This window comes from Streptomyces sp. NPDC001606 (assembly GCF_053596835.1).
Map to the genome: position 1 here is coordinate 460,963 of NZ_JBSFHC010000001.1, position 12,740 is coordinate 473,702.

The 12,740-nt window shown below is 72.8% G+C and carries 14 protein-coding genes; 6 read left to right on the forward strand and 8 right to left on the reverse strand.

All coding sequences use genetic code 11. From position 1 onward, the window contains the following. Positions 1–25: 25 nt before the first annotated feature. Positions 26–514: a universal stress protein gene (locus tag ACWCV9_RS02070; protein WP_450783719.1), complete on the forward strand. Its 489-nt coding sequence runs from the start codon at positions 26–28 to the stop codon at positions 512–514. A gap of 152 nt (positions 515–666) precedes the next feature. On the opposite strand, the gene ACWCV9_RS02075 is transcribed toward ACWCV9_RS02070, so the two are convergent. Both ACWCV9_RS02075 and ACWCV9_RS02080 read right to left on the reverse strand, forming a co-directional pair. Further along, positions 667–2,382: an RICIN domain-containing protein gene (locus ACWCV9_RS02075; protein WP_450784226.1), complete on the reverse strand. Its 1,716-nt coding sequence runs from the start codon at positions 2,380–2,382 to the stop codon at positions 667–669. Between the two features lie 412 nt (positions 2,383–2,794). Then, positions 2,795–3,763, reverse strand: a complete 969-nt coding sequence (locus ACWCV9_RS02080) for an aldo/keto reductase (RefSeq protein ID WP_450783720.1) — start codon at positions 3,761–3,763, stop codon at positions 2,795–2,797. Positions 3,764–3,959: 196 nt separating this feature from the next. On the opposite strand from ACWCV9_RS02080, the gene ACWCV9_RS02085 reads away from it, so the two are divergent. Beyond that, positions 3,960–4,766 carry an endo alpha-1,4 polygalactosaminidase gene (locus ACWCV9_RS02085; protein ID WP_450783721.1) on the forward strand — a complete coding sequence of 269 codons (807 nt, stop codon included), beginning with the start codon at positions 3,960–3,962 and terminating at the stop codon, positions 4,764–4,766. Positions 4,767–4,899: 133 nt separating this feature from the next. Then, positions 4,900–5,799 carry a hypothetical protein gene (locus tag ACWCV9_RS02090; RefSeq protein ID WP_450783723.1) on the forward strand — a complete coding sequence of 300 codons (900 nt, stop codon included), beginning with the start codon at positions 4,900–4,902 and terminating at the stop codon, positions 5,797–5,799. On the opposite strand, the gene ACWCV9_RS02095 is transcribed toward ACWCV9_RS02090, so the two are convergent. The 4 genes from ACWCV9_RS02095 to ACWCV9_RS02110 form a co-directional block, all read right to left on the reverse strand. Further along, positions 5,796–6,332 (reverse strand): flavoprotein, encoded by a 537-nt coding sequence (locus ACWCV9_RS02095; protein ID WP_450783725.1) that lies wholly within the window; start codon positions 6,330–6,332, stop codon positions 5,796–5,798. The genes ACWCV9_RS02090 and ACWCV9_RS02095 overlap by 4 nt on opposite strands. Positions 6,333–6,362: 30 nt before the next feature. Continuing rightward, complete coding sequence (locus ACWCV9_RS02100) at positions 6,363–6,563, reverse strand: ferredoxin (RefSeq protein WP_450783727.1); 201 nt, start codon at positions 6,561–6,563, stop codon at positions 6,363–6,365. A gap of 12 nt (positions 6,564–6,575) precedes the next feature. Then, the gene (locus tag ACWCV9_RS02105; protein ID WP_450783729.1) at positions 6,576–7,805 is read right to left on the reverse strand and encodes a cytochrome P450; all 1,230 of its coding nucleotides are present in this window, start codon (positions 7,803–7,805) and stop codon (positions 6,576–6,578) included. Positions 7,806–8,084: 279 nt separating this feature from the next. Next, positions 8,085–9,137, reverse strand: a complete 1,053-nt coding sequence (locus tag ACWCV9_RS02110; protein WP_450783730.1) for a cation diffusion facilitator family transporter — start codon at positions 9,135–9,137, stop codon at positions 8,085–8,087. Between the two features lie 102 nt (positions 9,138–9,239). Between ACWCV9_RS02110 and ACWCV9_RS02115 the strand changes: the two genes are divergently transcribed. Together ACWCV9_RS02115 and ACWCV9_RS02120 are read left to right on the forward strand one after the other, a co-directional pair. After that, positions 9,240–10,256, forward strand: coding sequence for a glutathione S-transferase family protein (locus ACWCV9_RS02115; RefSeq protein ID WP_450783731.1), 1,017 nt, complete (start codon positions 9,240–9,242; stop codon positions 10,254–10,256). 28 nt (positions 10,257–10,284) lie between these two features. Beyond that, positions 10,285–10,587 (forward strand): DUF4235 domain-containing protein, encoded by a 303-nt coding sequence (locus ACWCV9_RS02120; RefSeq protein ID WP_450783733.1) that lies wholly within the window; start codon positions 10,285–10,287, stop codon positions 10,585–10,587. A 113-nt stretch (positions 10,588–10,700) separates the two neighbouring features. Here the strand turns inward: ACWCV9_RS02120 and ACWCV9_RS02125 are convergent, their stop codons facing one another. After that, positions 10,701–11,159, reverse strand: coding sequence for a pyridoxamine 5'-phosphate oxidase family protein (locus tag ACWCV9_RS02125; RefSeq protein WP_450783734.1), 459 nt, complete (start codon positions 11,157–11,159; stop codon positions 10,701–10,703). 216 nt (positions 11,160–11,375) lie between these two features. On the opposite strand from ACWCV9_RS02125, the gene ACWCV9_RS02130 reads away from it, so the two are divergent. Continuing rightward, positions 11,376–11,756 (forward strand): anti-sigma factor antagonist, encoded by a 381-nt coding sequence (locus ACWCV9_RS02130; protein WP_450783735.1) that lies wholly within the window; start codon positions 11,376–11,378, stop codon positions 11,754–11,756. Between the two features lie 39 nt (positions 11,757–11,795). On the opposite strand, the gene ACWCV9_RS02135 is transcribed toward ACWCV9_RS02130, so the two are convergent. Then, positions 11,796–12,740 carry a ribose-phosphate diphosphokinase gene (locus tag ACWCV9_RS02135; RefSeq protein ID WP_450783736.1) on the reverse strand — a complete coding sequence of 315 codons (945 nt, stop codon included), beginning with the start codon at positions 12,738–12,740 and terminating at the stop codon, positions 11,796–11,798.

Below are 12,740 nucleotides of genomic sequence, written 5' to 3' on the forward strand. Positions count from 1 at the left end.
GTCCGGAATCTGGGAGGCCGATCCGATGCGTGTGATCGCCTGGCTGGTCGAGGGCACCTGGCCCGCCTGCGTCGACGCCGTGCGCCGGCACACGCCGGACGACGCCGAGGTGGTGCTGCTGCATGTCAGCGGGCCCGATGTGCCCGGGGTGGCGCACGGCGCGTTCGCCGGGCTGCTCGGCCGGGGACGCCCGGAACGCGATCCGGGCAACCGGCTGGAGGCGCTGAGCGACACCTCGGCGGGCGAACTGCTCCGAGCGGCGGCCGAGCGGCTGGGCCGGCCCTGTGTCCGCGAGGAACACTCGGGCCGGGTGGAGCGGGAGGTGGTGGCCGCCGCCGAGGGCGCCGATCTGCTGGTGCTGGCCCGGGACGGCGACCGCTCCCGGCTCGGCCCGCACAGCCTCGGCCCGGCAGCCCGCTTCACCGTCGACCACGCGCCCTGCCCGGTCCTCCTGGTCTGGCCGGAACCCGCCCCCGACCTGTCCACGATGCCCCCGCCACCCCCACACCCCTGAGATCACCACGAGCGCCGACCCCGCTGCCGGGGCCTCGGACGCCCGTACCCGGGGCTACACCTGACGTGCGCCGTCACCCAAGCGGCCTGCCCAGGACCAGCTCACTACGCCAGTCCCGCCGCCCAGCTGACCGGAAGCCGCCTCAGACCGCGTCAGCGGCGGTGCCGCCTGCCGCCCCAGTGGCCGATGACGACCGACCGCGACGGTGACGGGGACGGGGGTGCCGTGCTCGGCGTCGGGGAGGGAACGGGGGTGGCGGACGGTGTGCCGGTCTGCGGGGCGGTGCTCGGCGCGGGGGCGGGCGTGGTGTCGCTGGCCCAGTCGACGTTCCGCATCTCCAGCCGGGGCTTGGCGGTGTCGACGGACCAGCGCTGGGCGGCGCCCGGGGCGCGGGTCTTCACGACGAGGGCGCCGGAGCCGTCGGTGGCGGCCGGGGTGAGGGCGAGTTCCTCGTTCCAGCGGGGCAGCAGGGCGCCCTGGGCGGTGAAGTCGTAGCGGATGTTCCGGGCGGCCCGGCCGGTGGCCGTACAGGGGGCCAGGCGGACCGACCAGCTGAGGTGGGAGTCCAGACACAGGTCGGGGTCGGCGGCGTTGCGCAGGAGCCCGTCCGCCTCGTACGTCCACTGCTGGCTCGGTGCCGCGGAGCAGGTGGCGAGTTCGGTCTCGGCGCCGTCGACGGCCTTCGGGCCGGACACGGCGATGCAGAGGCCGGAGGCGAGACTGCGCAGGCGGCCGTGGAAGGTGCCCCGCCCGGCGCCGTTCGTACCCGCCCAGGAGGCTCCCGGTGGGCGAGAGCCCCCGCCGGGTGGGGGCGTGGCCGTGCCGGCGGGGCCCGGTGCGGTGCCGTCCCCGGAGCCGAGCGCCGACCACAGCACCAGCGGCAGCACCACCAGGCCGCTGACGGTGACGGCGGCCAGGGCGAGAGTGCGGCGTCGGGCCCGCCGGGCGGCGCGGAGCGCGGAGCGTCCGGAGGCGGCCACCGCGCCGGGGGCCGCGACAGCGGCGGAACCGGCCGGCTCCCCGAGGTCGAGCGGGTCCGCCGGGTGGTCTGTGCGGGCGAAGGGCAGGAACGCCTCGCCGGGCGGGGGCGGGACGGCGGCCGGCGCCGGGGAAGGGGCGGTCGGCTGCTGGGCCCGGTGTGCACGGGACTCGTGGTAGGCGCGGGCGCCCCAGCCGAGCACCGCCTCGGCCAGCGCGAGTCCCAAGCCCTGCTGGAAGACGGCGAGTTGGTCGGCGGTACGGGTGCAGTGGTCGCAGCCGGCCAGATGCTCGCGCAGGTCCGGGTCGAGGTCGGCCCCGCCGCGCCGGAAGGTGACGTCGAGCAGGCGCTGGTAGCGCAGGCACTCGGCCTGCGGGGCGAGTTCGCGGTGTGCCTGGAGGCACTCGTCCCGCAACCGCTCGCGCGCTCGCCGGAGTTCGACATCGATGTCCGCCTCGTCCAGGCCCAGCAGGACGGCGGGCACGGCCGGCGGATCGCCCTCGGCCTCGATGTGCCACAGCACGGTCCGCGCGGTCTGGGGCACCCGCTGGAACGCGCGGGCCAGCAGGCGCCGGCCGGGCGGCGGCAGCAGCCGGACGGCGGGCCGCTCCCCGGCACCGGCGCCGGAGCGCAGTCCGGGGTGAAGGAGGTCCTGGCGGCCGTCCGCGTCCCATTCGGCGGCGATGCGCCGGACGGCGACGAGCACCCGGGGCCGCCAGGCCGCGGCCGGGCCGACCTGGCGCAGCGCCTCGCCGAAGAGCCGGGTGAAGGCGGCGGTGGTGAGCATGCCGGCGGCCCGCGGGCCCTCGGTGCACAGCCGGGCATAGGCGAAGGCCGCTTCCCAGTGCCGGTCGAGGAGTTCACCGACCGGATGGAGCGCGGGTGTCATACCCGACCACTTCTTCAGCTCCGCGCTGAGTTCGCCGTCCGACAGGTCTGCCTCGGGCACAGCCGCATTCCTCCAGACGTGATTCCGGAACAAGTCCATACCAATCGGTATGGGGAGGTGGTGGGGCAGCTCGAACGTCCACCTGAGGCGGCTCTTTTGAAGCGTGGGGGGTGTACGCGGAGCGGCCTGGCGCATACAGCGGGAATGTATGGTGCCTGCGCGCCGACAGCCGACACTTTCGCACAACCGCGCACCGGGGAACAAGAGATCTTCCGTTCCTCGGCATTCCCCTCAGCCTCTTTCTTATAACGGCCTCTCATTGACATATTGTCAACGAATCACATTCCTCCGATCAGGAGCCCGTGCGGTACGGATTTCGCACCGCACGGACCCCCCTGAACCGGCGGGCCGCTCAGTGGCCGCTGACGGCGCGCGGGGTGTAGGGCAGCTCCAGCTCCTCGATCTCCTTGTCCGAAAGCCGTAGTTCGACGGCGGCCACCGCGTCCTCGATGTGCTGCGGCTTGGCCGCGCCGACGATCGGCGCGGCCACCGTCTCCTGGTGCAGCAGCCAGGCGAGAGCCACCTGGGCGCGGGGCACGCCCCGGTCCTGGGCGATCCGGGTGACGGCCTCGACGATGTCGCGGTCGCTCTCCAGGTACAGGCGGCTGCCGAAGGCGTCGTTCGCGCTGCGCTCGGTGACGGTGCCCCAGTCACGGGTGAGCCGGCCGCGGGCGAGCGGGCTCCACGGCAGCACGCCGACGCCCTGGTCCGCGCAGAGCGGCAGCATCTCGCGCTCCTCCTCGCGGTAGAGGAGGTTGTAGTGGTTCTGCATGGACACGAACTTCGTCCAGCCGTGCAGCTCGGCGGTGTACTGGGCCTTGGAGAACTCCCACGCGTACATCGAACTCGCCCCGATGTAGCGGACCTTGCCCGCCTTGACCAGGTCGTGCAGCGCCTCCATGGTCTCCTCGACCGGGGTCGCGTGGTCGTAGCGGTGGATCTGGTAGAGATCGACGTAGTCCGTGCCGAGGCGGCGCAGGCTGTGGTCGATCTCGGTCATGATGGCCTTGCGGGACAGCCCGCCGCCGTTGGGGCCCGGCCGCGTGCGGCCGTGCACCTTGGTGGCCAGCACGATCTCGTCGCGCTGGGCGAAGTCCCGCAGGGCCTTTCCGACGATCTCCTCGCTGGTGCCGGCCGAGTAGACGTTGGCGGTGTCGAAGAAGTTGATGCCGGCCTCCAGCGCCTGCCGGATGAGCGGGCGGGACGCTGCCTCGTCGAGGGTCCACTCGTGGACACCGCGGTCCGGCAGTCCGTAGGTCATGCAGCCCAGACAGATCCGGGAGACGTCCAGGCCCGTCGAACCGAGCTTCACGTACTGCATCGCTGCTGCTCCTGCCTTCGCCGACGATGGTCGGGGCCGAGCCTACGACGGGGCGGGGGCGGATTTGACGGCGTGTGCGAGCGGACGCTTTCATCCTGGAACGCGTCGCGCCGCCCGGCGTGCGCAGAAGGGAGCGGTTGTGCCCCCCAGGGGTGTTTCCCGCGCCGGTGCTGCGCGCAGGGCAGCCGGTGCCGCGGTGCTGGCTCTCGCCGTCGCCGTGCCGGCGCTGGCCGGCTGCGGGTCCGGCGGCGAAGGAGGCGGTTCTCCGCGGCCCGCCGCGGTCCGGCTGCCGCCCCGGCACGCCGGGTTCGACTACCAGATCGGCGGCGCCTATCCCCCGCCGGCCGGCGTCCGGATCGTCAGCCGGGACCGGTCCGACTCCCCGGCGCCCGGCCTGTACAACATCTGCTACGTCAACGCCTTCCAGGCCCAGCCCGAGGAGCGTGCCTCCTGGCCGGCCGATCTGCTGCTGCGCGACGCGCACGGCGAGGTCGTCATCGACGAGGACTGGAACGAGCCGCTGCTCGATCTGCGCACCCCGGCCAAGCGGCAGCGGGTGGCGGCACGGGTGAACCGGTGGATCGACGGGTGCGCGCACCGGGGCTTCGACGCCGTGGAGCCGGACAACTACGACAGCTACACCCGCTCCCACCGGCTGCTCACCGCCGCGGACGCGGTGGCGTACATGACCCTGCTGTCCCGGCACGCGCACGCCGTGCACCTGGCTGTCGGGCAGAAGAACACCGCCGAGCTGGCCGGGCAACGGCGGCGGGCCGGGCTGGACTTCGCGGTGACGGAGGAGTGCGGGCAGTACGACGAGTGCGGGGTCTACGCCAAGGCCTTCGACGACCGGGTGGTGGACATCGAGTACACCGACAGCGGACTGCGGTCGGCCGTCGCCGGCTGGGGCGGCCGGCTGAGCATCGTCCGCCGCGACCGGGGAGTGTCCGTGCCGGGCAGTGCGGAATATGTCCGGAAGGCTCCGCGGGGCGGGACGGAATAGGCCACCGTCCGAGGGCGCGGTCGTGGCTGATCGCCTCCCTGCTGCATTCGGGGCGCGACGGTTGCTGCTCCCAGGTGACCGCACGGCGTGGGATGTGGCCGATCGTCGTACCGTCGGACCATCCTCTGTGCAGGTGACCGGCGGCCGGCCGGTCCCGGTCGACCGGGAGGACACGGTGTCGATCCGTTCCCTCAGCTACAGAGCCCTGGCCGGGGCGGCGCTGCTGCCGCTGGCCCTCGTCACCCCCGCCTTCGGACGGTCCGCTTCGGCGCCGGCACCGGCGCCCGAGGCACCCGGCACGCTGTGCGCGATCGCCGGTACCCTGCGCGGCGAGCACGGCCAGCAGGCCCTGGTCAGCCTGTGCGCCGGCAGTGGCACCCCGCAGCTGGCGGTGTCCGCCCCGGCGAGCTGCCGGCGCGCCGGGGTCCGGGTCCGGTACGCCTGCCTCACCGAGGGCACCTGGACGGCTTCGCGCGCCGGGAAGACCCTGGCCGGCGGGACGCTGTCCGGCGCGGGCGAGTACCCGGGGCCGGGCACGTACGACATCACCGCCACCGTGCATGTGCGCTCGGCGCCCACCGGCGTCGACCTGACCGGCACGGTCGAGGCCACCCTGTCGCTGACCGCGCCGAAGCCGAAGGCCACGCACGCCGTCACCGTCGACCGGACGGTGCTGCGCCGGAACGCCACCACCACCCTGACCTACACGGTCCGCCGGGACAGCGACGAGGGCGACGGCAGCGCCCGGTTCGGGCTCATCGGCGAGGAGGGCACCGGCGTGCGGATCGCCACGGCGGACGCGCGCTGTGTGAACCCGCTGGTCGGCCGGTATCCGGCGACGACGCGGCTGGCACACTCCCTGGACTGTGCGCTGACCGCGTTGCAGCCCGGCCATCCGGAGAAGGTGAAGGTCCGGATCACCGTGGGGGCGACCTGCTCCACGGTGGTGTCGAAGCTCGGCTACTGGATGCCTCGGGGCCAGGAGCTGTACACCGGCGCCATGCTGGCGGGCCCGAAACTGACCTGTCGTTAGGGCTGCTGCTCCAGCAGGTCCAGGGCCCGTTCCCAGCCGAAGTCGGGGCGGCTGCCGTCCGCCAGTGGTTCGCCCCGGTACGGCTCGCCGAAGCGCACGCCCATCCCCCGCAGCCGTATCAGGCTGTCCTGGTAGGCCGGGTGGGCGGCCAGCGCGTCGGCCACACACGGCAGTACGGCGATCGGGACGCCGAGGCCCGCGGCCTCGCACAGGGTGCCGAGGACGAGGGTGTCGGCGATGCCGGCGGCCCACTTGTTGACGGTGTTGAAGGTGGCGGGGGCCACCACGACGGCGTCCGGCGGCGGGAACGGGCGCGGATCGGCCGGGGACCGCCACGCCGACCGGACCGGACGGCCCGTCAGGGCCGTTACGGCCTCGGTGTCGAAGAAACCGCCCAGCGCGACCGGGGTGGCGATGACCCCGACCTCCCAGCCCCGCTCCTGCGCGGCCGTGATCAGCTTGCTCACGCCCGCGGCGATACCGGCCGCGCAGACGACGACGTACAGGAAGGGTTTCCCGGTGTGTTCGGTCATCCGGGAACCCTACCGACCGGGCCCCCGGGGTCAGTCCGCGGACTCCGTCAGCGTGATGGCGCCCACCGGGCAGGCCCGGACGGCCTCCCTGAGCAGCGGGTCGCCCGCGCCGTCCTCGCGGCCGGGGATCAGCGTGCTGTAGCCGTCGTCGTCCTGGGTGAAGACGCGGGGTGCGGTCAGCGCGCACTGGCCGGCGCCGATACAGGCGTCCTTGTTGATGTCGATATGCATGAGCAGAGCCTCTTACCAGGTCACGGGGAGTTCCAGCATCCCTTGGATCGTGTCGCCGGGTTTGAAGGGGATCTCTTCGGCGGGGGCGGCCAGGCGGAGGCCGGGCAGCCGGGTCAGCAGGGTGCCGAAGGCGATCTCCAGTTCCGCGCGGGCCAGGTTCTGGCCCAGGCACTGGTGGATGCCGAAGCCGAACCCGACGTGGTGCCGGGCGGGGCGGTGGAAGTCCAGGGTGTCGGGGTCGTCGTACTGGGCCGGGTCGCGGTTGATCACCGAGGTGGAGAAGAGCACGCCCTCGCCGGCCCGGATCGTGGTGCCGGCGATCTCGATGTCCTCCGCCGCCACGCGCAACAGCCCCTCCGTGATGGACAGCATGCGCATCAGTTCCTCGACGGCGGCGGGCAGCAGCGCCGGGTCGGCGCGCAGCTCGGCGAGCCGCTCGGGGTGTTGGAGCAGGGTGAAGGTACCGAGGGAGATCATGTTGGCGGTCGTCTCGTGGCCGGCCACCAGCAGGATGATGGCGAGGGCGACGACCTCGGCCCGGTCCAGGGTGCCGTCGCGGTACTGCTGGTGGACGAGTTCGTCGAGGATGCCGTCGCCGGGCGCGGCCTCCTTCGCCTTGGCGTCGACGAGGCCGCCGAGGTACTCCTCCAGCCGGTCGCGGGCGGCCCGGGCCTCGGCCGCGGTGGGGCCGCGCAGCAGCGTGCGGGACTGCGCCTCGAAGAACTCGTGGTCGGCGTACGGCACACCGAGCAGCCCGCAGATCACCATCGACGGGACGGGCAGCGCGAAGGCGGAGACCAGCTCGGCGGGCGGGCCCTGCGCGATCATGGTGTCCAGCAGGCCGTCCACGATCCGCTGGATCCAGGGGCGCAGGGCGTTGGCCCGTTTGACGGTGAACGACGGGATCATCATGCGGCGCTGCCGGTGGTGCTGGGGATCGTCCACGCCGAGCAGGGCCACCGCGCGCCCGCGGTTGGCGGCGAAGCGCTCCGTGGGCGCAGGGAAGCCGGGGTCGGTGCGGTCGCTGGACAGGCGGGGGTCGGCGAGCAGGGCGCGGGCGGCGGCGTGCCCGGTCACCAGCCACACCTCGCGGCCGTCGTAGAGGGTGCCGCGGGACAGGGCTCGGCCGTCGCGCAGCGGGGCGTAGCCGGTGGGCGGGTGATAGGGACATGTGCGGTCCTGGGGAAACGCGACGGGATCGGTCTCGATCGCCGGTCCGGTGATGTCCGTGAGTTCCGTCATGGAAAGACCTCGCAGAGCGAAAGTAGTGCGTCGTACCGATCTTCATTAGATGCCCCAGGCATCTATTCGGCACACGGGAAGTTCGGCCACTTCGGTGACGTCGGCGATCTGGCCGAAGAGTTGGGGGTGCGGAGGCAGGAACCGGCCAGGTCCCGCCGCCCGCCGCGGGGGCGGCGCATGTCCCGGTGCGCGGCGACCGGTTCGAGTCGGCAAGCGGGTACTTTCAGAAAAATCTGTTCCGGGCAGGTGTGAAGGCCTCCGCGGGCGGGCACCCGTGGATCAGGCCCCGCCGCGTTCCCCCGTCGCGGCGGGGCTCTCCCGTGTCCTGTCCGCCGGCCGGTCGGTCACGTCCAGGAAGATCTGGTCGGCGTCCGGGAAGGTCCGGGCCAGGGACCGCTTGATACGGTCGGCGACCTCCTCCACCCGCTCGCTGTCCAGGCCGGGCACCAGGTCGATGCGGGCCGCCACCAGCGTGGAGTCGAGCCCCAGTTTCATGGTGAACAGCGCCTCGACGCTGTCGATCTCCGGCTGCGCCCGCAGCAGCGACTCGATGCGGCCGCTCAGTTCCGGGTCGGCGGCCTCCCCGATGAGCTGGTCGCGCGCGTCCCGGCCGAGCCGGTAGGCGACGTAGACCAGCAGCACGCCGATGGCCAGCGAGGCGGACGCCTCCCAGGCGACCTGACCGGTCACCATATGCAGGGCCATCCCGACGAGGGCGAGGACGACGCCGAGCACCGCCGTGCCGTCCTCGGCGACCACCGTGCGCAGCGCCGGGTCGCGCAGGGCGCCGAGCCCGCCGTCCTGCCGGCGCGCCTGGTGCAGCGCCCGCAGCAGCGAGACGCCCTCGGCCACGAACGCCACGCCGAGCACGGTCAGGCCCGCCACATACCCGCTGAATCCCTCCTGGGTGTCCTGGCTCAGGGCCTCGAAGCCCTGGAAGAAGGAGAAGCAGCCGCCCATGACGAAGATCCCCACGGCGGCGAGCAGCGACCAGAAGAAGCGCTCCTTGCCGTAGCCGAAGGGGTGCCGCGCGTCGGCGGGGCGGCGGCTGCGGCGCAGGGCGGCCAGCAGGAAGACCTCGTTCAGGCTGTCCGCGACGGAGTGGGCGGCCTCCGACAGCAGCGCGGGCGAGCCGGAGAGGACTCCGCCGACGGCCTTGGCCACGGCGATCAGCAGATTGGCGGCGAGCGCCACGAGCACGGTGACCTTGGTGTGCCGGTCCCCCGGCACACCGGCCGGCCGGTGGTCCGTGGACGCGGTGCCGGTGCCCGGCGCGCCCGCGCCCCCGGTCGAGTGTGCGGCCCTGTCCCGGGCCGAGGGTGTCCCGCTCATCTTTCGCCGACTGCCCCCGAAGGAGCGGATCACACCGTGCGGGCGCGGGAAAACGGGGAACGCGGTGTTCCGTGGGCACAGCCCCGGCGAGGAGGAGCAGACATGGGCGGCAAGGGCAACAGCGCCTACGGCCACACGGCCTTCACCCGGTCACCGAGCCACTTCACCGACCGGATCACCGCCGACGGCCGGGACGGCTGGCCGGTGGCGGCCGGGCGGTACCGGCTGGTGGTCTCGCGGGCCTGTCCGTGGGCGAGCCGCGCGGTGATCTCCCGCAGGCTGCTGGGGCTGGAGGAGGCGCTGCCGATGGCGATCGCCGACCCGCTCCAGGACGACCGCAGCTGGCGGTTCACCCTGGACCCCGGCGGGCGGGACCCGGTACTCGGCATCCGGTATCTGAGCGAGGCCTACGACCGGCGCGAGACCGGCTACCCGGGCGGGGTGAGCGTGCCCGCGGTGGTGGACGTGCCGAGCGGGCAGCTGGTCACCAACGACTACCAGCAGCTCACCCTGGACCTGGCCACCGAGTGGACCGCCCTGCATCGCCCGGGCGCGCCCGACCTGTATCCGGCCGCGCTGCGCGAGGAGATCGACGCCGTCATGGCGGCGGTCTACCAGGACGTGAACAACGGGGTGTACCGGGCGGGGTTCGCCACGCACCAGCAGGAGTACGAGGAGGCGTGCACGGCACTGTTCCGGCGGCTGGAACTGATCGCCGAACGGCTGCGGGAGCGACGGTATCTGGTCGGTGACACCCTGACGGAAGCGGACATCCGGCTGTTCACCACGCTGGTGCGGTTCGACGCCGTCTACCACGGCCACTTCAAGTGCAACCGCTGGAAGCTGACCGAGAACGCGGTCCTGTGGGCGTACGCGCGGGACCTTTTCCAGACACCGGGCTTCGGTGACACGGTCGACTTCGACCACATCAAGCGGCACTACTACCAGGTGCACAGCGGGATCAACCCCACCGGCATCGTGCCGCTCGGTCCCGATCTGTCCGGCTGGCTGGCTCCGCACGGCCGGGAGGAGCTGGGCGGCCGGCCGTTCGGCGACGGCACCCCGCCCGGACCGGTGCCTCCGGGCGAACGGGTGGCCCCGCGCGGGCGGCCCGCATGAGCACCCCGCTCCGAGGAAGTAGTCACACATGGCCAAGAACAAGAAGAAGAAGCTGCCGGTTGTCTACCAGCCGATCGGATTCGTGCTCAGCTGGGCGAGCGGGGCGCTGGCCGGTGCCGCCTTCCGGAAGGCATGGAAGGCGATCCGGCACGAGGAGGACGCGCCGGACGCGCTGGACCCGGACCGCGGCTGGGCCGAGATCCTGCTGGCGGCCGCGGTCCAGGGCGCGATCTTCGCGGTGGTGCGCAGCGCCGTGGACCGCACGGGCGCGAAGGCCATCGCCCGCTCCACCGGCCAGTGGCCGGTGGCCGACAAGGGCGGCCGGGACTAGGGCCTTTCTTTCGGATCAGGTCGGCTGCGACGCCGGCGCCTTCTCGGACGCCGGCAAGATCCGAAAGAGAGGCCCTAGGGTCCGCGGCGCCGGCAAGATCCGAAAGAGAAGCCCTAGGCGAGCCAGCGGCCGTCGCGCATCAGCTCGCGGCCGCGTAGCTCGTTCTCCTCGCGCCAGGCCCGGACGCGCTGCGGGAGAACTCTGAAGTACAGATAGGGGACGGACAGTTGGCGCGGGTCGAAGCCGGTCTTGCCGGCGAAGACCTCGGCGTCCTCCTCGGGCAGCTCCTTTGGGGTCACCGCCCGGACGGTGCCCTCGATCAGGACCACGTCCCGCGTCGGACCGAGCCCGAGCCGGGCCCTGCCGGTGGCCACGAGGTTGCGGCCGGTGGGGCTGTCGGCGGCGGTGGCGATCAGCAGGGTGGCGCCGTCCCAGACGAACGACAGCGGTACGAGATGGGGGACGCCACCGTCGGGTCCGGCGGTGGCGACCCAGACGTCGACGTCCTGCTCCAGCCGGTGCAGGGCGTCCTTCTTGCGCTGTGCGGTGCTGCGGGCGGGCGGCGGGGTCATGGCGTACGGGCCTCCTCGTGGTGCGGATGCGCACCAGTGTGACGGCCCGTCAGGGCTGTGCACGGATACCGCCGGGGCGTGTCCGGAGCGGCGCAGCCGACGACACGCCCGAAACTCGAAGACATATGTCAAACGAACATGCTCAAATTCCTTCCACTGAGGGTAACTTGACGGTCGGGAATCGACATCCAGGGGCGGGTGGGAGGTGGTGCCGTCGTGGGCGAGCAACCCGCACCGCTCACCCGGTATCTGCGGGTGCGCGAGGAGCGCGGGCACACGGTGCTGGAGTTCCGCGGCGAGATCGACATCCTGGCGGCGACCGAGATCCTGCCCGCGCTGGACCGGGTCACCGGTCGGTCCGGCGCCCGGGTCCTGATCGATCTGCGCGGTGTCGAGTTCTTCGACTGCTCCGGGCTGCGTCTGCTGTACCGGGCGCGGAGCCGGGTGCTGGAGCAGGGCGGGCGGCTGCACCTGGTGTGCGCGCACCCGCTGACCCTGCGCGTGCTGCGGGTGACCGGCCTCGCCCGGCTGCTGCCGCCGCACCCGACGCCGGAGGCTGCCCTCGCCCAGTCCGGGGCCGCCTCCGGATCGTCCTGAGCCGCCGGTCGCGGGCGGCTCAGGACCTCGTGGTCAGGCCTACGACTCGTCGAACAGGGCGCTGACGGACTCCCCGTTGTGGATCCGCCGTACCGCCTCGGCGAGCGCCGGGGCGATGGACAGGATCCGCAGCTTGTCGGTGTGTTCGTCCGCGGGCACCGGCACGGTGTTGGTGCAGACGATCTCCAGCACGTCCGGCTGCTCGCTCAGCCGCTTGAGCGCGCCGGCCGCGAACAGCCCGTGCGTACAGGCCACCCGGATCGACCGTGGGCCCAACTCCCGCAGTTTTCCGAGCAGTTCTATGACGGTGCTGCCCTTGGCGATCTCGTCGTCCAGGACGATGACGTCCCGGCCGGCGATGTCGCCGATGACCGAGCTGATGGTGACCCGGTCGTCCGCGAACCGCTGTTTGGCTCCGGCCGCCACCTGGGCGCCGATCAGCCGGGCGAAGGCGGCCGCCTCCTTGGCGTTGCCGAGGTCCGGGGAGACGACCGTGGTGCGCGTGAGGTCGTACTGCCGGAAGTGTGCGGCGAGTTCCCGGAGCGCGTGCAGATGGTCCACCGGCACCGAGAAGAAGCCGTGCACCTGCGGGGAGTGCAGGGTCATCGCGAGGACCCTGCTCGCCCCGGCCGCCACCAGCAGGTCGGCGACCAGCCGGCCGCCGATGGAGATGCGCGGCGCGTCCTTCTTGTCGGAGCGGGCGTAGGAGTAGTGCGGCATGACGACGGTGATCCGGCCCGCGGAGGCTCCCCGGGCCGCGTCGCACATCAGCAGCAGCTCCACCAGGTGCTCCTGGACCGGCCGGACCAGTGGCTGGACCAGGAAGACGTCCCGCTCCCGGCAGTTGGCCTGAAGCTGCACCTCCAGGCAGTCGTTGGCGAACCGGCTGATCCGGGCCGGGCTGAGCGGCACCCCGAGGTGCGCGCAGACCTCCTCGGCCAGTCCGGGATGGGCGCTGCCGCTGAAGACGGCGATGTCTCGCAC

What these genes read in the sequence shown, in the direction of transcription:
- ACWCV9_RS02095 (WP_450783725.1), bottom strand. Translation starts at nt 6,332, where the DNA reads ATGACCGAACACACCGGGAAACCCTTCCTGTACGTCGTCGTCTGCGCG.
- ACWCV9_RS02125 (WP_450783734.1), bottom strand. Translation starts at nt 11,159, where the DNA reads ATGACCCCGCCGCCCGCCCGCAGCACCGCACAGCGCAAGAAGGACGCC.
- ACWCV9_RS02105 (WP_450783729.1), bottom strand. Translation starts at nt 7,805, where the DNA reads ATGACGGAACTCACGGACATCACCGGACCGGCGATCGAGACCGATCCC.
- ACWCV9_RS02100 (WP_450783727.1), bottom strand. Translation starts at nt 6,563, where the DNA reads ATGCATATCGACATCAACAAGGACGCCTGTATCGGCGCCGGCCAGTGC.
- ACWCV9_RS02070 (WP_450783719.1), top strand. Translation starts at nt 26, where the DNA reads ATGCGTGTGATCGCCTGGCTGGTCGAGGGCACCTGGCCCGCCTGCGTC.
- ACWCV9_RS02110 (WP_450783730.1), bottom strand. Translation starts at nt 9,137, where the DNA reads ATGAGCGGGACACCCTCGGCCCGGGACAGGGCCGCACACTCGACCGGG.
- ACWCV9_RS02115 (WP_450783731.1), top strand. Translation starts at nt 9,240, where the DNA reads ATGGGCGGCAAGGGCAACAGCGCCTACGGCCACACGGCCTTCACCCGG.
- ACWCV9_RS02080 (WP_450783720.1), bottom strand. Translation starts at nt 3,763, where the DNA reads ATGCAGTACGTGAAGCTCGGTTCGACGGGCCTGGACGTCTCCCGGATC.
- ACWCV9_RS02075 (WP_450784226.1), bottom strand. Translation starts at nt 2,382, where the DNA reads ATGACACCCGCGCTCCATCCGGTCGGTGAACTCCTCGACCGGCACTGG.
- ACWCV9_RS02120 (WP_450783733.1), top strand. Translation starts at nt 10,285, where the DNA reads ATGGCCAAGAACAAGAAGAAGAAGCTGCCGGTTGTCTACCAGCCGATC.